General features: G+C 40.8%; 22 protein-coding genes. 13 read left to right on the forward strand and 9 right to left on the reverse strand.

Annotation, left to right across the window (positions count from 1 at the left end):
* The first annotated feature begins 60 nt into the window (after nt 1-60).
* Nucleotides 61-810, forward strand: a complete 750-nt coding sequence (locus P3J6_RS03960; RefSeq protein ID WP_198522279.1) for a dienelactone hydrolase family protein — start codon at nt 61-63, stop codon at nt 808-810.
* On the opposite strand, the gene P3J6_RS03965 is transcribed toward P3J6_RS03960, so the two are convergent.
* On the reverse strand, nt 790-1,710 hold the full coding sequence (locus tag P3J6_RS03965) for a LysR family transcriptional regulator (protein WP_010391235.1): 921 nt from the start codon (nt 1,708-1,710) through the stop codon (nt 790-792). The genes P3J6_RS03960 and P3J6_RS03965 overlap by 21 nt on opposite strands.
* A 154-nt stretch (nt 1,711-1,864) precedes the next feature.
* On the opposite strand from P3J6_RS03965, the gene P3J6_RS03970 reads away from it, so the two are divergent.
* From P3J6_RS03970 to P3J6_RS03985, 4 genes are all read left to right on the forward strand, one after another.
* Nucleotides 1,865-2,548 carry a type 1 glutamine amidotransferase domain-containing protein gene (locus P3J6_RS03970; protein ID WP_008108786.1) on the forward strand — a complete coding sequence of 228 codons (684 nt, stop codon included), beginning with the start codon at nt 1,865-1,867 and terminating at the stop codon, nt 2,546-2,548.
* Between the two features lie 113 nt (nt 2,549-2,661).
* The gene (locus P3J6_RS03975) at nt 2,662-3,267 is read left to right on the forward strand and encodes a rhomboid family intramembrane serine protease (RefSeq protein WP_178955484.1); all 606 of its coding nucleotides are present in this window, start codon (nt 2,662-2,664) and stop codon (nt 3,265-3,267) included.
* A gap of 17 nt (nt 3,268-3,284) precedes the next feature.
* On the forward strand, nt 3,285-4,127 hold the full coding sequence (gene yghU, locus P3J6_RS03980; RefSeq protein WP_198522280.1) for a glutathione-dependent disulfide-bond oxidoreductase: 843 nt from the start codon (nt 3,285-3,287) through the stop codon (nt 4,125-4,127).
* Between the two features lie 166 nt (nt 4,128-4,293).
* Nucleotides 4,294-5,595, forward strand: a complete 1,302-nt coding sequence (locus tag P3J6_RS03985; protein WP_198522281.1) for an MFS transporter — start codon at nt 4,294-4,296, stop codon at nt 5,593-5,595.
* A 41-nt stretch (nt 5,596-5,636) separates the two neighbouring features.
* Here the strand turns inward: P3J6_RS03985 and P3J6_RS03990 are convergent, their stop codons facing one another.
* Entirely contained in the window at nt 5,637-6,245 is a 609-nt protein-coding gene (locus P3J6_RS03990) for a flavin reductase family protein (RefSeq protein ID WP_010391228.1), read from the reverse strand.
* Between the two features lie 104 nt (nt 6,246-6,349).
* On the opposite strand from P3J6_RS03990, the gene P3J6_RS03995 reads away from it, so the two are divergent.
* From P3J6_RS03995 to P3J6_RS04010, 4 genes are all read left to right on the forward strand, one after another.
* Nucleotides 6,350-7,858 carry a cryptochrome/deoxyribodipyrimidine photo-lyase family protein gene (locus P3J6_RS03995; protein ID WP_198522282.1) on the forward strand — a complete coding sequence of 503 codons (1,509 nt, stop codon included), beginning with the start codon at nt 6,350-6,352 and terminating at the stop codon, nt 7,856-7,858.
* A 2-nt stretch (nt 7,859-7,860) separates the two neighbouring features.
* A complete protein-coding gene (locus tag P3J6_RS04000) occupies nt 7,861-7,995 on the forward strand; it encodes a DUF2256 domain-containing protein (protein WP_076921450.1) in 135 nt (44 codons plus the stop codon).
* Nucleotides 7,996-8,384: 389 nt separating this feature from the next.
* Complete coding sequence (locus P3J6_RS04005; protein WP_024601924.1) at nt 8,385-8,813, forward strand: OsmC family protein; 429 nt, start codon at nt 8,385-8,387, stop codon at nt 8,811-8,813.
* 205 nt (nt 8,814-9,018) lie between these two features.
* Nucleotides 9,019-9,780 carry an EAL domain-containing protein gene (locus P3J6_RS04010; protein ID WP_198522283.1) on the forward strand — a complete coding sequence of 254 codons (762 nt, stop codon included), beginning with the start codon at nt 9,019-9,021 and terminating at the stop codon, nt 9,778-9,780.
* Nucleotides 9,781-9,841: 61 nt separating this feature from the next.
* Here P3J6_RS04010 and P3J6_RS04015 read toward each other — a convergent pair whose 3' ends face one another.
* Nucleotides 9,842-11,329, reverse strand: a complete 1,488-nt coding sequence (locus tag P3J6_RS04015; RefSeq protein WP_198522284.1) for a dipeptidase — start codon at nt 11,327-11,329, stop codon at nt 9,842-9,844.
* 162 nt (nt 11,330-11,491) lie between these two features.
* Between P3J6_RS04015 and P3J6_RS04020 the strand changes: the two genes are divergently transcribed.
* Nucleotides 11,492-11,674, forward strand: coding sequence for a DUF2986 domain-containing protein (locus tag P3J6_RS04020; protein ID WP_178955460.1), 183 nt, complete (start codon nt 11,492-11,494; stop codon nt 11,672-11,674).
* Nucleotides 11,675-11,677: 3 nt separating this feature from the next.
* Here P3J6_RS04020 and P3J6_RS04025 read toward each other — a convergent pair whose 3' ends face one another.
* Nucleotides 11,678-12,658, reverse strand: coding sequence for a TDT family transporter (locus tag P3J6_RS04025; RefSeq protein ID WP_198522285.1), 981 nt, complete (start codon nt 12,656-12,658; stop codon nt 11,678-11,680).
* A gap of 108 nt (nt 12,659-12,766) precedes the next feature.
* Between P3J6_RS04025 and P3J6_RS04030 the strand changes: the two genes are divergently transcribed.
* Nucleotides 12,767-13,648, forward strand: a complete 882-nt coding sequence (locus tag P3J6_RS04030; protein WP_198522286.1) for a LysR family transcriptional regulator — start codon at nt 12,767-12,769, stop codon at nt 13,646-13,648.
* A gap of 78 nt (nt 13,649-13,726) precedes the next feature.
* Here P3J6_RS04030 and P3J6_RS04035 read toward each other — a convergent pair whose 3' ends face one another.
* From P3J6_RS04035 to P3J6_RS04045, 3 genes are all read right to left on the reverse strand, one after another.
* On the reverse strand, nt 13,727-15,853 hold the full coding sequence (locus tag P3J6_RS04035) for a TonB-dependent receptor plug domain-containing protein (RefSeq protein ID WP_198522287.1): 2,127 nt from the start codon (nt 15,851-15,853) through the stop codon (nt 13,727-13,729).
* An 88-nt stretch (nt 15,854-15,941) separates the two neighbouring features.
* Complete coding sequence (locus tag P3J6_RS04040; RefSeq protein ID WP_008108814.1) at nt 15,942-16,139, reverse strand: helix-turn-helix transcriptional regulator; 198 nt, start codon at nt 16,137-16,139, stop codon at nt 15,942-15,944.
* Nucleotides 16,136-16,558, reverse strand: coding sequence for a hypothetical protein (locus P3J6_RS04045; RefSeq protein ID WP_010391213.1), 423 nt, complete (start codon nt 16,556-16,558; stop codon nt 16,136-16,138). Before P3J6_RS04045 ends, P3J6_RS04040 begins: the two co-directional genes overlap by 4 nt.
* A 341-nt stretch (nt 16,559-16,899) precedes the next feature.
* Here P3J6_RS04045 and P3J6_RS04050 point away from each other — a divergent pair, with 341 nt between their 5' ends.
* A complete protein-coding gene (locus P3J6_RS04050) occupies nt 16,900-18,108 on the forward strand; it encodes an MFS transporter (RefSeq protein ID WP_198522288.1) in 1,209 nt (402 codons plus the stop codon).
* 53 nt (nt 18,109-18,161) lie between these two features.
* Here the strand turns inward: P3J6_RS04050 and P3J6_RS04055 are convergent, their stop codons facing one another.
* Both P3J6_RS04055 and P3J6_RS04060 read right to left on the reverse strand, forming a co-directional pair.
* A complete protein-coding gene (locus tag P3J6_RS04055) occupies nt 18,162-19,208 on the reverse strand; it encodes an NAD(P)-dependent alcohol dehydrogenase (RefSeq protein ID WP_178955450.1) in 1,047 nt (348 codons plus the stop codon).
* A 117-nt stretch (nt 19,209-19,325) separates the two neighbouring features.
* Nucleotides 19,326-20,039, reverse strand: a complete 714-nt coding sequence (locus tag P3J6_RS04060) for a DUF1499 domain-containing protein (protein ID WP_198522289.1) — start codon at nt 20,037-20,039, stop codon at nt 19,326-19,328.
* A gap of 191 nt (nt 20,040-20,230) precedes the next feature.
* Between P3J6_RS04060 and P3J6_RS04065 the strand changes: the two genes are divergently transcribed.
* Nucleotides 20,231-20,452 (forward strand): hypothetical protein, encoded by a 222-nt coding sequence (locus tag P3J6_RS04065; protein ID WP_008108632.1) that lies wholly within the window; start codon nt 20,231-20,233, stop codon nt 20,450-20,452.
* Nucleotides 20,453-20,489 lie beyond the last annotated feature (37 nt).

Consider the following 20,489-nt stretch of genomic DNA (forward strand, 5'->3'; position numbering starts at 1 on the left):
CTTTAGGGCGTGTTTATTTGACCGCGCTCAGCTATTATATTTATTTTACTGAGCGCTTTTATGATCATTCAACACCATAACGCTGACTTACCAACGCCTACAGGGTTAATGCGAACCACTATTTACCGCCCACAAGCATCGGGGCAATATCCTACCATTATTTTTTATTCTGAAATTTTCCAGCAAACAGCACCTATTGCCCGCAGTGCAGCTATTTTAGCCAGTCATGGTTTTGTGGTACTTGTGCCAGAAGTGTTTCATGAGCTTAACCCTATCGGAACTGTGCTGGCTTATGATGACGAAGGCAAAGATAAAGGTAATAACGATAAATGGGCTAAACCTTTAGAGCATCATGATAGCGACACACAAAGCCTTATCGAGTTTGTAAAACGCCAAAGTTATTGTTCAGGAAATGTTGGGGCTATGGGTGTATGTATTGGTGGACATTTAGCTTACAGAGCCGCTTTAAACCCACTTATAAAAGCCGCGTTTTGTTTATACGCCACCGATATACACAGTAATACACTGCCCGCACAACCCGGTAATAACTCATTTGAACGCATGGCCGACATACTCGGTGAAATTCATTTTATTTGGGGTAAACAAGACCCTCATGTTCCACAAGATGGCCGAGACAAAATATACCAGCAAGCTGTTCGTACTGGTATAAATTACCAATGGCAAGAAGTTAACGCGCAACATGCCTTTATGCGTGATGAAGGCGAGCGCTACGATGCAGCTCTCGCCATAGCTATGTATCAACAGGCTGTTGCCTTATTTAACCGAGCGCTAGCCCTTACGCATACCTAATGCAGTATGCTGTTTTACAAAGTACGCTTTTAAATAATCAACAAACAAACGTAACTTTTTAGATCCCGTCGCTCCTGGCGGGAAAACTCCATACAATTCAATATCTTTGCTTTTGTAGTCGTCCATTATAATTTGCAGTAAACCCGCTTGTACTTTTGGCCATGCATCGTATAGCGGTATACGCCCTATGCCATGTCCTGCCTCTACAAATGCAGTCCTTGCAGCGGCATTATTGGTACTGAGCGATCCTTGCATGGTAATGTCGACTTTTTTACCATCTTTTTGCAAGGTCAAGATTTTGCTCCCTAACTGATAAACCACCCATTGGTGCTGTGCTAATTCATCGGGCGTAGTGGGCTTACCATAATGTGCAAAATAATTAGGCGCGCCACAAATACAGGTACTCATAGTGGTTAACTTCGTTGCCTGTAGGTTTGAATCGCGCAGCGCAACCCCCCTAATAGCAAAATCAAATCCGTGTTTAATAATATCCACCACATCATCAGTTAGCTGTAAATCTATATCAATTTTGGGGTATTGGCGCTTAAAGGTATTAATTGCAGGCACTATTAATTGCATCCCCACATTAACCGGACAACTAATTTTTAATAATCCTTGGGGCTCACTTTTTATATTTTCTATTTGTTGATTGGCAGCATTAGCCTGCTCGGTAATAACGCGGCAACGCTCATAGTAAGCCATACCGGCTTCAGTAAGCGCCATGGTCCGTGTTGAACGATTAAGTAAGGTTACTTCAAGTTGCGTTTCTAGCTTTTTCAAGTGATAACTGGCTACCGCCCGTGTTAACCCTAGTTGCTTTGCCGCTGCCGTTAAACTGCCCTGCTCAACTATTTGTGCAAACACCACCATACTTTTTAATTGTTCAAACGAAACTTTCATGGACGCTCCAGTGCGGTTTTAACTTCAACCCTCCGATTGTATCAATTATTAAATCAATAAAGTTAAATTTATCATCGTTGTTTAAGGTTGGGTTAGTGCATATAGTAATTGCTAAGCAAAGATTACAATTTTAAATCATCAGAAGGAAAAAATAATGGCTAAGAAAATACTAATGGTACTTACTTCACACGCTGATTTAGGCAATACCGGTGAAAAAACAGGTTTTTGGGTAGAAGAATTCGCCGCCCCTTATTATGCATTTGTAGATGCTGGCGCAGAAATAACTCTAGCTTCACCAAACGGTGGTCAACCACCAATCGACCCAACCAGTACACTAGCCGACTTCCAGACTGATGCAACCAAGCGATACGACAACGACAGTGCAGCGCAAGCATTAATGGCAAACACAAAAGTACTAAGTGAACTGAATGCTTCAGATTTTGATGCGGTATTTTATCCAGGCGGCCATGGCCCATTATGGGATTTAGTAGATAACACAGATTCAATCTCGCTCATCGAAGATTTTGTAAAATTACAAAAGCCAGTGGCAGCAGTGTGTCATGCGAGCGCTGCATTTTTAAATACAAAAGATGCTGATGGCAATGCATTGGTTGCGGGTAAAAAAGTTACCGGCTTTAGTAACACTGAAGAAGCCGCTGTACAATTAACAGATGTAGTGCCATTTTTAGTCGAAGACGAGCTGATCAAAAAAGGTGGTGACTATCAAAAAACCGACGACTGGGGCGTTCTTGCGCTTGAAGACGGTTTAGTGATCACCGGTCAAAACCCAGCAAGCTCTGAGCTAGCAGCTAAAAAATTACTTACCAAGCTTGGTTAATTACAATTAATCAGTATAAAAAGCACAGTTTAATCGCTGTGCTTTTTAATTTGCTTTTCATTACTCACCACTATTCCTATACTGGCCACTCTTAATATAAATAAGGGCATCGTATGCAAAATAAACCATCCACCTTGTCGTTACTTAGCAGCACCCGTTTTGCCATTATAAGCATTGTGACTATTTGTTTTGTGTTGCAACTAATTAATAGCCTGCCAGGCATTAGTTTAAATGGTTTAGGTATTTACCCACGCAGCATTCAAGGGCTGATTGGTATTCTTTGCGCTCCCTTTTTACACGGTAGCTGGTGGCATTTTGCTAGTAATATGCTGCCCTTCATTGTTTTAAGCTGGTTAATTTGCCAATACAGCGTAAAGCGTTTTTATAGTGTATTTATATTCACCGCATTAGTTGGTGGATTACTGGTATGGATGTTTGCCCGTGGCAATATTCATGTCGGCTTAAGTGGCGTTATTTATGGATTATGGGGCTTTATTTTATGCTATGGCATTGTAAGACGTTCTTTTAAATCTATTTTTATAGCCGTGGTGGTGGCCTTTTTATACAGTGGCTTTATTTGGGGTGTGTTTCCACAGCGGTTGCATATCTCGTTTGAAAGCCATCTGTTTGGCGCACTAAGTGGATTCTTTTTAGGGTATAAATTAGCAAAAGCAGATAAATTAAAAGCAACAACGGGCAAAGCAAATACGCACGTTTAAACTATTAGAGGCTATTTATGAGTGATAACAACGACTACACCCCAGCAAAAGTATGGACATGGGACAATGAAAGTGGCGGTAAATTTGCAAACATTAACCGCCCAATTGCAGGAGCAACTCACGATAAAACACTGCTTATTGGCAAACATCCATTTCAGCTTTACTCATTAGCGACCCCCAACGGGCAAAAAGTCAGTATTATGTTTGAAGAGCTTTTAGAGCTTGGTATTACTGAGGCTGAGTACGATGCTTATTTAATTAATATTGGTGAAGGCGACCAGTTTGGCTCTGATTTTGTCGATATAAACCCAAACTCAAAAATACCTGCGTTGATGGATCACTCTACAACACCAGCAACCCCTGTATTCGAATCAGGCGCTATTTTACAATACCTTGGCGAAAAGTTTGATGCGCTTATTCCTAATGATTTTCAAGCTAAAACACAATGTCGTAATTGGCTGTTTTGGCAAATGGGATCGGCGCCTTATTTAGGTGGCGGCTTTGGCCACTTTTACAGCTATGCGCCAACCAAAATGCAATACCCGATTGACCGTTTCACCATGGAAACTAAGCGTCAGCTAGATGTACTAAACCGCCATTTAAGTGACAACGAATACATGGCAGGCAGTGAATATTCAATTGCCGACATTGCCATATGGCCATGGTATGGCTCACTGGTATTAGGCGACTTATATGATGCCGCTGAATTTTTAGATGTCGGATCTTATGCCCATGTAGTTCGTTGGGCTAAGCAAATAGCTGTGCGCCCAGGTGTAAAACGAGGCCGCAGTGTTAATCGTACTTGGGGCCCAGAAGAAGAACAAATGGCAGAGCGCCACAGTGCTCATGATTTTGAATAAGACGCTGCTTTAATACAAACAAAAAAATCAGCGCTTAGCTGATTTTTTTGTGAATTAACCTTTCAATTCTTGCACTTAAAATGACTTTGTAACTCTAAAAGTAGAAAATTTAAGCATATCATCTTAGTATATCTAAATATTTACACTGATAGCGTAGTTATTAATTGTGAAAAAACTGACAAAAGAACAAATCTATAAACGTTTAAACAATGAAGAAGACGCCCGAGCCTGCAAGGCCATCGACGATAATGCCTGTCAGCAAGTACCCGGTAATTTTATTATTTTACTCATTAGCCAGCTTTTTAGTAAGTTTGCCGATGCACTGCTTAATCCAAAAATAACCCTACCCTGGTTAATGCAAAGCTTAAATGTGCCCGCGAGTTTTATTGCTTGGTTAGTGCCAATCAGAGAGTCGGGCTCATTACTGCCCCAACTCGCTATTGCTAACGTTATTCGCAAACTCCCCATTCGTAAATGGGTATGGGTAATAGGTGCAATAGTGCAATCAGGTTGTATTTTAGCCATGGTTGCGGTGGCGTTTATCCTCAAAGGCGCACAAGCAGGCTACGCCATTATTGGCTTATTAATTCTATTTAGCCTTGCCAGAGGGTTTAACTCTGTAGCCGCAAAAGATGTGCTGGGCAAAGTTATTCCTAAACAGCAACGCGGTAATATTAGCGGGCTTGCTGCGAGTATTGCCGGTTTTGCCACCTTAACATTTGGTCTCATGATGTGGTTTTTTTCACAGCAAAAAGATCAAGACATTGTGATCATTGCTTTACTACTGGGTGCATTAATGTGGCTGATTGCCGCGTTTTTTTACGCACAAATTAACGAATATAGTGGCGCTACCGAAGGGGCAAATAATGGTCTATTGCATGCGTTTTCAAAGTTAAAAATTTTGTACCAAGATAAGCAATTTGCGCATTTTGTTATTACACGTGCCCTACTGCTTTGTTCAGCATTGAGCGCTCCATTTTATATTATTTTAGCCAGTAAACAGTCGTTTGAATTTTCTTTACTTGCCACCTTTATTGCCGTTTCCGGCTTTGCAAGCTTAGTCTCAGCGCCGATTTGGGGACGCTTAAGCGACTTATCTAGCCAGCGAGTGCTAGTACTCAGTGCCACTTTGGTTACCATTAATGGGCTGGCTGTATTTGTTATTGCAACTTGGTATAACGAGTTGCTACTAAATTGGTGGGCTATGCCTATTTTGTACTTTTTACTCTCAGTTGCGCACCAAGGAGTACGCTTAGGGCGAAAAACGTACCTCGTCGATATGGCAGAGGGTAACAAACGCACCGATTATGTGTCGGTTAGTAATACCGTTATTGGGGTTTTATTACTGATGTTGGGCAGCATAGGCTTATTAGAATCGTTTTTATCAACCGCAGAGCTTATTTTGCTTTACAGCGGATTAGGGTTTTTGGGTGCAATGAGTGCACTGTTTTTACCAAAAACAGAGTAAATAGCGTGCTGTTTAACCTAATGTAATTAAAGCGCTCACCTTTAAAGTTGTGGGCGTTTTAATACAAACTTATCTTTGGTGGTGCTAAAGTAATCGCCGCCCATTTTACCTACTGCATCTAAACGTGTCGGATCTATGTAGCCATTTACCAACGTGGCGTCATCTATAAAAATTCCCACTACATCTAAGAGCATCATTTTGCCACCGCTTGGTTCATCTGAAATAGTGATCACTTCTCGAAGCTTACATTCATAGCGTACTTTTGAAGCTGCAACACTCGGCGGATTAACTAACTGGCTTGGGACTCTCTCTATGCTGGCCTCATCAAACTCACTGACATTATTAGGGTAATTAGCGCAGCTTTGGTTCATTTGCTCTACTAAGGCATGACTAACAATATTAACCACACATTCTTTGGTGGCTAGTAAATTTGTCAGTGTATCTTTATTGGCTTTATCGCTGGGGTTAACTTGAGTAACACTTAGCACTGCAGGCTGACAACTTGCTACGGTAAAAAAAGAGTAAGGTGCAATATTGCTTACCCCCTCATTACTTAGGGTGCTTATCCATGCAATCGGTCGTGGACTAATACCGCCAACTAAGTAGCTATAAACAGAGCGGTTGTTGTTTTGAATTAAATCTAAAAACATTATTTCTCACTTTTAAGTTAAAAACTAAACCCTAGTACTAGGCAATACGTACTTATAGATTGGATCTTCATTAATACTACACCGTTAGCAAATAGTTTAATTTCATGCGCCAAAAAATAAACATTGTCTGGTTTAAACGCGATTTACGCTTAAGCGATCATCAACCGCTTAAACATGCGTTTAGCAATGGGCTTCCAACATTATTGCTGTACAACTTTGAGCCGCTGTTACTCGAAGATGCTCATTATAACGAGCGACATTGGCGCTTTGTGTATCAGTCACTATGTGATTTAAACCAACAACTTGATCGCTTTAATAGCTGCGTGTACATATTTAAACAAAATATGCAGTCGTTGCTTGAAGAGCTACTCACCCAGTTTGAAATAATTAATCTCTTTAGTCACCAAGAAATCGGCTTAAATAATACATTTGAGCGCGATAAAGCGATTAAAGCATGGTGCCAACATAATCAGATTAACTGGTTAGAGTCACCAACGGGGGCTGTCATTCGGGGTAAAAAAAATCGCAATAATTGGAATGAATGCTGGCAACAAACAATGCAAGCGCCAATTGCCATCCCAGATTGGAAACACATTAAAACAGTGACACTCACACACTACCAATCGCCAGAATTACCAGACAGTTACACAGCTGACGATGACAACTTTCAATATGGAGGGCCGCGACTTGCCCGCGATGTTATGCACAGTTTTTTTGCCGAGCGCGGTAAAGGCTATCAAAAAGGGATCTCTAGCCCGAGCTTGAGCCGCACGCATTGCTCTAGGCTTTCGCCCTATTTAGCCTGGGGCAATATTAGTCTTAGGCAGGTGTATCAAATGGCGATAGACGCATACCATTCAACCCATCCCGATAAAAAAGGCTGGAAGCGTCCGCTTGCTGCGTTTGTATCTCGCCTTCATTGGCATTGCCATTTTATGCAAAAGTTTGAAAGCGAATGCAGCATGGAATTTAAAGCCTTAAATCCGGGTTACCATGCATTTCCGTATCGTGATGACGCTAAGGTTACTAGCGATATTGAACGCTGGGCACAGGGGCAAACCGGTATTCCTATTATTGATGCCTGCATGCGCTGTTTAAAAGCCACCGGTTATATTAACTTTAGAATGCGCGCTATGCTGGTGAGCTTTGTAACCCATCATTTAAACATCAGCTGGCAACAGGCAAGTTTTCCGCTGGCTAATTACTTTTTAGACTTTGAGCCAGGTATTCATTATCCGCAAATACAAATGCAGGCATCAGTTACTGGCATTAATACTATTCGCCATTACAACCCCATTAAACAATCTGAAGATCAAGACCCAACCGGCGCATTTATAAAAAAATGGTGCCCCGAACTTGAAAAGCTCCCCATTGAATATTTACATCAACCTTGGGAACAAACGCCCATGGAAGCATTATTTAATGACTTTAAACTTGGTGAAGATTACCCAGAGCCGATGCTTGATTTAACTCGAGCATCTAAAGAGGCACGCGAGCGATTGTGGCAATACCGAGAGCGTAGCGATGTTAAACGTGCTATTCATGCCATACTAAAAAAACATGTAGCCATCACTCCCTCGGTACGTAAATCCAAAAAGCAGTCAGGCAAATAACTATGGCACATAAAAAACTAACCCTACCTGAAAAAATATGCCCTGTGTGTAATAAACCGTTTGCGTGGCGTAAAAAATGGCAACGAGACTGGGATAACGTTATTTATTGTTCTGAGCGATGTAAACGTAGCAAATAGAGATTGGCGTTTATCTTGCAGCCTCCATGTTACTACGTACATTTTTAAGCAATTATCGGATTATTTTACATACAACTGATATCAATGCTGAAAAATTTACATTAGGGTCTGTTGACCTTTGCGGATTAATATTTGTTCTAACTAGGGGCAATTTAATCGCGGCGCGAGGTTTGTAACCTAGTGGGCTAAGTAAAAACCGAGCAACAAAGAGTTAATTGCCCCTAGGCAGAACCTTCGGGCAGCTTCTGTTTGGCATTGATGCAGCGTTATCGCCTATTTATGGGGAATAACCACACCACATAGGCTCTGCCTTGCCTAAATACCAAACAGACTGCTGCAAATTTAACCTTGAAAGGTAAACAGACCCAAATCGCAACAAGGAGAACATGATGACAATTAAAAAAACGGCAAGCTCAAATTGGTCTGGCGATATTAAAAGTGGTAAAGGCACTATATCAACTCAAAGTGGTGCTCTCGATAACCAGCCGTATGGGTTTAATACTCGCTTTGAAGATAAGCCCGGCTCTAACCCAGAGGAGCTAGTTGGTGCAGCCCACAGTGCTTGCTTTAGCATGGCGTTATCATTGGCGTTAGGCGAAGCAGGTTTTACTGCTGACGATATAAGCACCAAAGCAACAGTAAGCTTAGATGAAGTAGACGATGGCTTTGCGGTGAGTGAAATTGAATTGGTAGTTAATGCAAAAATTACTGATATTTCCAATGAGCAATTTCAAGCCCTGTGTGAAGACACCAAAAAAGGCTGCCCCATTTCAAAATTACTCAATACCAGCATAAAGCTAACGGCAACACTTAACTAATTTTGTAAACCAATTATACTTTTTGCGTAGCAGTAAGATTATGTTTTAGCATAACCTTACTGCTAATTTTTCATGAATTAAATAAAAACTTTATTATGGGTTATATTAATGTTCGCTAATATAATTATGTAAAATCTCAATACTTTGTTAGGATTACAAAAAACTTAACCACCTTTAAGTGTGGGTTAAATTCAAAGGTGGATGCATGAACGAGAAATCACAAAGTTGCGAAAAAGTATCTTGTAGCAACTGCGCTGATTCTAGCGAACTAGATTTTGACTTTACTATGGCATTTCAGCCTATTATAAATTGCCAGAGCAACACTATTTATGGCTATGAAGCACTGGTTCGTGGTTTAAATAATGAGTCGGCTTATTCTATTATTTCCCAAGTAAACGACGACAACCGCTATACCTTTGACCAACTATGTAGAATTAAAGCCATTGCACTTGCCTCTAAGCTAGGCATAAACACCATGCTAAGCATTAACTTTTTACCCAACGCTATTTATAAGCCTGAGCGCTGTATTCGCACTACCCTAGAAGCGGCTAAAAAGTACAACTTCCCTACAACTAATATTATGTTTGAATTTACTGAAGTTGAAAAAATAGAAGACAGCAGCCACGTTGAGCGGGTTGTAAGCTACTACCAAGAATTAGGCTTTAAAACAGCTACCGATGACTTTGGCTCAGGCTATTCTGGATTAAACTTACTAGCTGACTTTCAAACAGATATTATTAAACTCGATATGGCACTTATACGCGATATCGACAAAGACACAAAACGCCAAACTATTGTGCGTAACTGCTTAAATATGTTCAAAGAGCTAAACGTAATGGCGTTAGCTGAGGGTATTGAAACAGCTGAAGAATATCACTGGTTAAAAAGTGTCGGCATTGAATTAATGCAAGGCTACTTGTTTGCAAAACCTGGGTTTGAGTGCTTACCAGACGTTAATTTTCAATAACATTTAGTTGTTATAAAAAAACCGCCATCAAGGCGGTTTTTTAGTTTTTGCTATTGGTTAATTACATATTACCCAGCTCTATCATCATTGCGGTGTACATACGTAAATTAAGTGCTAGTTGCTCAAGCGTAATAAATTCATGCTCTGAGTGACCTGTATAGCGTTTACCCGGCATTGATGGGCCAAACGATACGGCATTATCAAATAATTTAGCGTTAGTACCACCTCCAATAGAGACAAAATCTGCGCCTTGATCACCAGTAAAATGTTTAAAAATATCAAGTAACTTTTGTGCATGAGGTGCGTCATCAAGCAGCATAGGTGTGCCAATGGTGGTTTTAACATTAGCTAATGTTACTTTATTATCAGCTTGCCATTGGGTAAGCGCACTATTAATTTGCTGCTCTAGTAAGTCAGCCTCTTTACCCATAGGACGACGAGCATTAACCGCTAACGTTAGGTTATTACCGTCTCGTTCAATAACTGTGGGCGCTACCGTCATTGGCCCCATAAAGTCATGCTTATACGCAATATCACCAAATTGTTTGCCGTAAATATCTAGGCCAATTAGCTGATTTACAAATTTAATGAGCTGACCGTCGCTGTTGTTTTCAATCTCAACGGCTTTAAATAGTTCAGCCAAATAAGCAATGGCGTTAACACCTGACTCTGGCTCAGATGAGTGAGCCGACATGCCTTTAACACTAATTAAGGTCCCATCTATTTGATCATCAAAGGTAAACTCTACTCTCTTAAGTGCCTTAGCTGTTTGTTTTATTTGAGCTACTAATTCAGTACTCGCATTATGCAAAGTTAAGCTGGCATCTTCAGGGATTTGGCTAGCAAAGGCACCACCCGTTACATTGCTTACATACACATCGGTTTGTGGTGATGTTGCATCAAATGTTGGCGCAATTAAGCTCCAGCCTTTTTCAGCAACCACCACGGGATATGAGGCGTCAATTGTGACTGCATACTTTGGTTGCTCATAGGTTTTCATAAACTCAGTTAACGGCCCCCAATCAGACTCCTCCGCTAGGTAAACCATCAGCTCAATGCGGTTATCAAGGGTTATGCCTTTATCTTTTATGGCTTTCATCGCATATAAAGCGGTAGCTATAGCGCCTTTATCGTCTTCGGTACCTCGGCCAACTAATTTACCCGGCTCTGAGGTATCAATAATAAATGGGCTTTGTTTCCATTTACTGGCGTTTGCTGGTTGTACATCGCCGTGAGTCACTATGGTTACTTTTTCTTTTTGCTCACCCATGCCTATGAGTACGGTATAGCCTAAATCTTGGTAGTCAAAGCCCAGTTCAGCGGCTTTCATTTTTAATAATGCTTTAAAGCCTATAAAGTCGGGGTTTTGTGGTGCGCTGATCTCACTTTTATTAACCGTAGGAAACGATACTAAATTAGTAAGCGTATGCACCTGTGCATTTTGATAGTTATTAACTGCGTAATCGGCCACGCTTTCACTGTGTTTATTTAATTGTGCATGAGCGCTAAATGCACATAAGGCAATACTTGCTAAAGCTAGCTTGTTCAAAACAGATTCCATTTAATTAACAACAAAGAGCTCTAATTATAACCTCCTTGTAAAGTAACAAACAGCGCTTTGCGGCAGACCCACAAGCAAAGCTTATAATTTATCTAACAGCTTTGAACAAGATGCCTGTATAATGCGCAGCTCAAAATTACGGGGTTAATCATGAATCGCAGAAAAAAAATCGTTACTAAGTTTCAAAAGAAAGATAAGCGCGCTAATGCCAAGCTGCATAAAAGCAACAAACCGACTTATGTTTCAAAAGCAGAGCGCGCAAAGCTTGCTGAGCAAGATGCCGAACAAGCAATTGAGCACGGTGCTACCGAGGTAGTGCAAACAAGCGCTTAATCGTTATTGCGATAGGGTGAGAGGCTTAAATTGAGTGTTAAAAAGCTTAAAGTGAGCCAAATAACGAACCGCCACATAGCAAACTACCCCACTTGCCACAATCAATTCAAACGTTGCTAAATACTGTATTTGCTTAACAAACTGCAAATCAATTCCCACTGTATGCATCCATGCGGCGAGTTTAAATAACGCGGTAGCACCAATAACCATAGGGAAAGTAAAGGCAGCGTAACCTGGGCAAAATGGACGGCGCAGTAATTTAAAAAATGCGACGTAAATTATAAAGGTCATCAGTACCGCAATTCCAAATAACAAGCCAATAATAACCGGTGACGGCTCGCTGATAACTGTAAAGTAACCAGCTAACGATAAACTTGCTGGCGCCGCTAAAATAGCCAATGTAGGTTGTGCAGCATCAGGAATGTGCGCAGCAAAAATGATCCGGTAAATCATCATAGGCAACATAACTGCATACATCAGCATGCCAAAATAAAGCGCCCCTTGTGCTAAAAATAGCAGAGCCGGATTCCCTGAAAACGCGACATCGGCAACAATGATCCCAACCGGCGGTACAAACCAGCTTGGCACCATATGCTCAATTTTAAATTCAATCACGCGATGAGCAATAAAGCTTATTAAAAACACCAAATGCAATAAAAATGCACCAACCCAAAGCACATCTCCCGCAAGGGAGTAAAACTGCCCTAAAGAATTAGACACCACTAAAGTAGCCATAGCAAAAGTAGGCACCACACTTCCCACAACCGGATGGGCTAAATCGGCTTTAAGCAGCTTAGGATGCAGTAAAAACTTAAGAGTTAACAATAGCAATAACACGCTCGCAATAGCGGCACCGGCATATTGTGCTACGCCATTTAGGTTAAACATACTCTCCCAAGCCCAACCTAGGCTGGCAATACCTAATGCCAAACCGCCCATTGGTGTTGGTGCGCCTGATACTTTTGTTTTTATATGTTTAAACATCTCTATTCCACCCTGTGGTTGTAACTTACAGAGAAGTTTACGCTTGCATTTTGTTAAGTTAAATCTAATTATATAGAACACAGGTTCAGGCAAACTAAACATAGCGTAATGAATATTTCACTTAAGCAACTTAAAGTATTTGTCGGCATAACCCAGCACAGCACCCTTACAGCAGCGTCTGAATCATTGTTTCTATCTAAAGCGGCGGTGAGTATGGCGCTTAGCGAACTTGAAAAGCAGTTAGGCCATCCATTATTTGATCGTGTAAATAATCGGTTATTATTAAATCAAGAAGGGCAAAAGCTACTGCCCCTTGCTGATGAACTATTAAATCGGGCAAATACTATCGATAACTTATTTTTAGACAACGCTCCTGCCAGCGGAACTTTAAAAATTGGTGCCAGCGACACGATTGGTAATCATGTATTGCCTGCTTTGTTAAGCAACTTTAGAGCGCAGCAACAGCATTACTCGCAACAAATACTGATTTCCAATTCGACGCTTATTTGTCAAAAACTTATAGATTACGAGCTCGATATAGCACTTATTGAGGGCCAAGCCCACCAAAGCGATTTAGTCTCTAATGTGTTTAGCCATGACGCCATGTGTATTATTGCGCCAATAAACCACCCATTGGCTGCAAAAAAGCAACTTAGCTTTAACGACTTTAATAGTAGCCAATGGGTATTAAGAGAAACTGGTTCAGGCTCGCGTTCCTTCTTTTTACATAGCCTTGCGCCACAAATTAAAAATTGGACGCAAAGCGTAGAGCTCAATACCACTGAAGCGCTTATAAACTGTGTAGCAAATGGCTTAGGGTTAGGATGTTTATCATCACTTGCTGCGCAATATGCCCTAAAAGATGGCCGTGTTAAACAGCTTAATTTAAACCACCCCATGCAAAGGCAGTTTTGGTTAGTGATGCATAAAGACAAGTACAAAAACCCGCTGTTAAAGCAGTTTATAGATTTTTGTCACAAGCAAACTTAAAAATTAATAGCAATAAACCGTCAGACTCGATTAACCTAAAATCGAATCTGATGGCTTATACTAACTTACTCTATCATCTTAAAACGCGTAACTCATGGCTAAATTTATAGAGCGCCCCTGCCCTGCTAATTGATTAAAGCCCTGCGACATATCTTGTTTAAACTCAGCAATACTTACGCCACCAAGTGGTAATTCATAATATTCATCAAGCAGATTGGTAATATCAACACTCACGGTAAGTGCATCCCAACTGGCTTTTGAGCTTAAATTAAGTAAATGGTACTGCTCAGTTTGGTTTTCTAGGCGGTTGCTATCTACGCGAGTTTTACTATCGACCCACTGCCACCTGAGTGCGTTTTCAAAGCGGCCAACTTGCTGGTTAATGGCAAATTGGGTTTGCAGCGGCTTGATTTGATAAAGCGGCTGATTGGTATCATCGCGCTTACCACGGGTGTTGGTAATATTCGCTTTTAATGACCAGCTACCATACTGCTTAGACTCGTGCAGTGCTAAAACCGCATCTAGCTTTACACCATAAAGCGTAGCATCTACGTTATTAAACATAAGTACATTACGGGTATTGGCAGCAAGCGCTGTGCGGTTAAAGCTTCTTACTATGTTGGCATCAATATAGTCATTCACGTCGCTCACCCACGCATTAGCACTTATACGCCAGCTGTCGTCTTTTGCCATACGGGTGTACGTGCTGCTAAGCGTGTGTGCGGTTTCTGGTTTAAGGTTTATATTACCAATATAGCCATTGCCATCGCCATACCATCCAATCATGGTGGTGGCCATATTACCTACGCCCCAGCTGTAGCGCTCGTATAAATTAGGCGCACGATTTTTACGGGCTAGGCCGATTTGCAGCTCGTCGTTATTGCTTAGTTGATAATTAATCAGCACGTTTGCATCAACTAAATTATCTGTTTGTTTTTTACTTTGGTTATTAAACTTTTTAGCCGCCATTGCATCACTTGGCATCGCCATAGCCATTGCATTCATTGCAGCCATGCCTGCACTATATGCTTGCACATCATCAGTGTTGGTCATTACATTTTCAAATCGAATACCTGCATTTAACCACCAGCGAGTATTTAGTTGGCTTTCATATTCTCCAAGCAAAGCAATACGCTGACGTCGGCCATTATTAATATTGTTATAGTCATTTGGTCCCATCATCATTGAGCCCTCAACTGCAGGCCACCAGTCATCTAATTTCATGTGGTGATACTCTTGCGCGAGTAGTAACTGGCTGTTGTTATCAAGCGCTAGTCGCCATTTTAACTGGGTGCTTATATCCTCAGCATCAGTTTTCATGGGCATTTTTCCGGGTTTTTCTGCGCTAAAAAAACCCATTTCATGCTTTACATTATGCCAATTTAACTGCGCTTCAAGCTCACTGTTTGTAAAAGCGCGCTTATACTGGGCCACAGCACCATAGCTGGTGTTATCTGTCATATCCATATATTGATTAGCAAAGCCTTGATAGGGTATTTTTTGATGGCTTAGCTTAACCACTAATTGTTGCTTATCATCGCGCATGGCAGCACTTAAACTATGGTTTTGCGCGCGGTATAGGGTATCGAGCACTAAATCGCCGTTACCATCTTCATAACTGTTAGCCTCACTATAAGCACCTTGATAATTAAAACTGAGTACATCGCTGGCAATGCGCATACCTGCGCCGACCTTTTTGGCGTTATCAAGGGTGTTGTACTGGGCTGACACATAACCTGAATGCCATGCAAGTTCGCTACTTTCACTGTACTGAGGTGAAATAGAATTAACAGCAATCACACCTGCAATATTATCGCCTCCCGCGCTTACTGGAGAAACACCTGCAACCACTTTGTAGCTACTAATTTGATTGGCTGAAATATAAGACAGTGGCGGGTTCATTTGGTTAGCACAGGCGGCGGTGATTTGCGCCCCATCAACCAGTACCGCCACTCGATCGCCCATTAAACCATTTAAAACAGGTAAATTGGCCATGCCACCAGCAGCAGAAAAGTCCACTCCTAAATCGGTTAATAGCGATTCAGATGAGCCTAATGATAGGTGTTTATTTTGTGCTTGGCCGTGCACTTCAATCACTTCAATTGAGGTGTCATCTGCAAAAGCAACTGGCGATAATACGCTACTTATAACAAGCGCTAAAGGGGATAATAAATAAGAGGTTAAAGAATTTTTTTTATCAGTCATTATTGATTTATCACAAAATTTTTGTGGGTAAATTATACTTGCTGTAGCAATCTAAAAAGCGCGACATATTGTCGCACTTTGTTAATTTTTAACCCTGTTCGTCGTCAAAAATATCTTCTATTTTTAACTCAAACAACCTTGCTGCCTTAAAGGCCAGTGGCAAGCTGGGATCAAACTTACCTTTTTCAATCGCATTAATAGTTTGGCGAGAAACATCTAGCAGCTCGGCCAACCTTGCTTGGGTGTAGTTATGCTCGGCTCTTAATACTTTTAATCGATTTTTCATTCATCACCTGCGCAATAGTGTTTATTAAGCACATACACGCTAATTAAATACACTGCCCCCATTAAAAACATTAAATCGGGTATTTGTGCTTTAAAATCAATTAAGCCACTCAATTGCAAATTAGTGTACGCAAGCCCACCTACCAATATTGCACCTAGGGTAAACCCCATGGCACTGAGATGTATTTTTTGCATCAGCTCATCCATCCCCTGTAAGTAACGTTTGTTAGCCAAAATCATTACAATGCCGGCTATTACATTTACAACTATAAAAAAGCCGCTAATTATCTCGGCGCGATCCCAAATTAATGTCGGGCCAAAGCTACATAACGCTAAGGTGAGTAACCAAATCAAGGTACATTTAACCAAGTAGCTAGTATTTTTAATTTGGCGTTGTTTTAAATTTAATTCTGTTTTCATTGCTTTAATCCTGTTTCAAAAGTAATGTTTACTTTACAAATATCATTCATACCATACAAAAAGTCAAGTTAGCATTACATTTAAATCTAATATATCTTGTTTTTAATGAGCGAGTGGCTTGCAAGCCCATATAAACCAGCCTTTCGTTTGCTTAAGTTAAATTTTATTCATCTTAAACTATGGTTTAGACCATGACGGGAGGAGGCTTTTAATTTAAAATGCCAGCCTCTTTATTCCTCATTCCCATATTCAATTTTAAATAAACGTGTGTGTTGTATTTTTTAAACGTACAGGCGTTTTGTTTGCTATTAAATTTTATTCAATACCTTCAAGGATTTTACATGGCCGTTGATACTACATCGCCGTCGAGTCAGCCCAATAGAGCCGCTATTTTAGTTGTACTTGCGCTAGGCACCTTTATTTTGGGTTTATCTGAATTTTCTATGATGCCTATGTTGCCATTAATTAGTGAAGCATTTGGTAGTACCCCATCACAAAGTGGTTATGCCATTAGTGCTTATGCTCTTGGAGTGGTTGTTGGCGCGCCTATTTTAATGTTGGCAACAGCAAACATGCGTAAACAAAAAGCGCTGTTACTATTTTTAAGTTTAATGTGTATTGCTAATAGCTTAAGCGCCTTAGCTAGCTCATTAGAGCAACTTGTGCTGTTTCGGTTTTTAAGTGGTTTACCCCATGGCGCATATTTTGGCGCAGCCTTGTTATTGGCCTCAGATATAGCGCCTACTGGAAAGCGTGCTAGCTTTATGTCAAAAGTATTTATGGGGCTGACAGTCGCAACCATTGTAGGCGTACCCGTAGTAACGCTCGTTGGGCAAAATTTGAGTTGGCGTTATTGTTTAGCCGGGGCAGGTGTACTGGCGTTTATTGCCTTTATTTTTGTTTATTACGTGGTACCCAATGTTAAAAATACTCAAAAATCTAATTTACTAAACGAGTTAGGGGTATTAAAAAATAAACTGGTTTGGTCTATTTTGGGTATTGTTATTATTGGTTTTGGTGGCGTATTTTGTATTTATACCTACGTGGCCGACACTATTTTAGATGTAACCCAATCACCCGCCTATACTATTTCAATTGCGATGGTGATGTTTGGTATTGGCTCCACACTCGGTAATTACATACTAGGAAAAGCAGCCGATAAATCGGCAATTAAAACCACGGGACTAACCCTTGCCTCAACTATTATTTTTGCATTTGCGTATGTAAGTGCCAGCTATAATATTTACTTACTTTATCTGGTGATCTTTTTTATTGGCTGTAGCTTAGGGCTTTCTACTTTAGTGCAAACACTGTTAATGGATGTATCGCCCAATGGCCATGCCATGATTGGTGCTCTCGTACAATGTGCTTTTAATATTGCTAATGCAATTGGCCCATGGGTAGGCGGCATTGCTATTGCACAAGGGGCACAACCAAATCAAACCGGGTATGTTGCAGGAGTATTATTTTTGGGCGGGTTATTTATGTGGTGGCTTAGCTTTATACAAATAAACAATAAAAGCGCAAAACAAACGGCTGCAGCGTATTAAGTATAAAAAGAGCCGCGTATAGCGGCTCTTGTTATATTCATTATTTTAATTAATTATACGTCAATCGACGCCATATCAATAACAAAACGGTAGCGCACATCTGAGCGTTCCATGCGCTCATAAGCGGTGTTAATTTCATCTATATTGATCATTTCACACTCAGGTAATACATTGTGCTCACCACAAAAATCGAGCATTTGCTGTGTTTCTGCAATGCCACCAATTAAGGATCCTGCCACTCGACGACGACCCATTAACAATGGCACTGTGTTTAGCTCATCAACAGGGCCTACTTGGCCAACAATCACTAACGTGCCGTCAATATCAAGTAGCGGTGTATACAGTGATAGGTCGTGCTTTACCGGTATAGTATCAATGATCACATCAAACGCTGATTGCGCATCTTTCATTTCATCATCGTTGTTCGACACTAAATAGTGCTGTGCACCTAGCTCAATAGCATCTTCTTTTTTAGATTCAGTGCGGCCAATAACCGTAACCGTTGCACCCATTGCCACGGCATTTTTAACCGCCATATGGCCAAGCCCTCCAAGGCCGACAACTGCAACACGGCTGCCTTTTTTAACACCCCATTTATGCAGCGGTGAGTAAGTAGTAATGCCAGCACACAATAAAGGCGCAACGCGAGATAGCTCTAAATTTTTAGGTACTGAAAGCACAAATTCTTCACGCACCACTACATGCTTAGAGTAGCCACCTTGAGTCATTTCACCATTTATTCTGTCTTTGCCACTGTAAGTGCCAACCATGCCTTCACGACAAAATTGCTCTTCGTGATTATGACATTGGTCGCAGCTTTGACACGAGTCAACCATACAGCCTACAGCAACGGTATCGCCTTGCTGATATTTGGTAACATCGCTACCAACCGAAATTACTTTACCAACAATTTCGTGCCCTGGTACTAATGGGTAGTTACTGCCACCCCAATCGTTTCGCACTGCGTGTAAGTCTGAATGACAGACACCACAATATAAAATCTCTATTGCTACATCGTTATTTCGTAAATCGCGGCGCTCAAAAGAAAACTCTGTAAGTTCAGAACCTTGGCTTTTTGCTGCATATCCGACTGTTTTCATAATAACTCCATAGTTTATTAAAATTTATAACTCACACAGTATGCATTATCAGCTCTGAACATGAACTGACGTAGCAACTGCAAAAAACCCAGCGTAATGCTGGGCTATTTTTATCAATTACTGCACCACAACGGCGTTTAACTCGTCAATCAACGTTTTAATACGCTGGGCATTTTTGCCTAAATCGCTTTTACCAATGCGAGATTTACTGCGTATGTCTAACACACGCTTACTGCCTTTGTCGTTAATACGCACGACAACATCATCTTTAAAGCCAAACCAGGTTGTGGTGTCTGTTGCTTCAACAATGCCATTATTAACATCGCTATTAACCAGTTCCCAACCAAGGTTTTCCATGGCTTTTGTTGTAGCTGCCACTAATTCTAGTTGCGTTTGGTTGTACTTGAGCGATTTTAGTTCTGGGTATGCTTTTCGTTGTTGCGCTGCCGTTTCTTCTCCCGCGTATGCAACAGGGTTAGGTGCATCAGCACGCAAAGGCACAACCGCAACAAACTCAGGAGGGTTAATTAAATCGGTAGAAATATCATGAATTGGCGGAACACTTTTTGCTGTATTCATCATGTTAAGCGGCATTGCAATAGCAACTGCTGCAAAAATAACAGTGATCACTGCACTGGCTAAGCTCACTGTTTTACGCATAAATAGCACTTGAACTAATAATAAGGCTAATGCTGCTCCACCGACATAAACACCTAATCTAAAACCGGCAAAAGCAGTGCCTAGTTCAACGATATTAAATTTATAAAGGGGTCCCGGTAGTACCACCATTAAAAAAGCGATAAGCCCAACTAAGCTCACTAAATATTTCATTGCCTACTCCGTTATTGTTATATGGTTATTGTTTTTTAAACAGCTTTATACTGTTAACACTCCAATTTAGATTACTATGACTGATAAGTATCTTTAAAGTCATAATTTATTACCCTTTTAAAATAGATAACTTGACTCCTTGGTAAAAATCAACAAACTACGGGGGTAAAATTATCAGGGTATTATTATTTATGAAAACAGAGATTAGTTACCGATTTGAGTCATCACAAGTGGCCAACCGCTTTTTACACGAATTAAAAGATTGGCCAGTCAATGACGTAAAAACACGTCTTTTTAATGGCGGCGACAGCGTTAAAGTAAGCTACGAATATGATGAAAGCGGATTTGATTATACCGTTGCCGAACTTGATGATTTAGCCGAGCAACACGGCGGACAAGAAGTGTCTAGTTAAGATACTAATACCTACGCTCAATAGCCACAACACACTT

The organism is Pseudoalteromonas sp. 3J6, from assembly GCF_903995135.1.
In the GTDB taxonomy this organism is placed as follows: domain Bacteria; phylum Pseudomonadota; class Gammaproteobacteria; order Enterobacterales; family Alteromonadaceae; genus Pseudoalteromonas.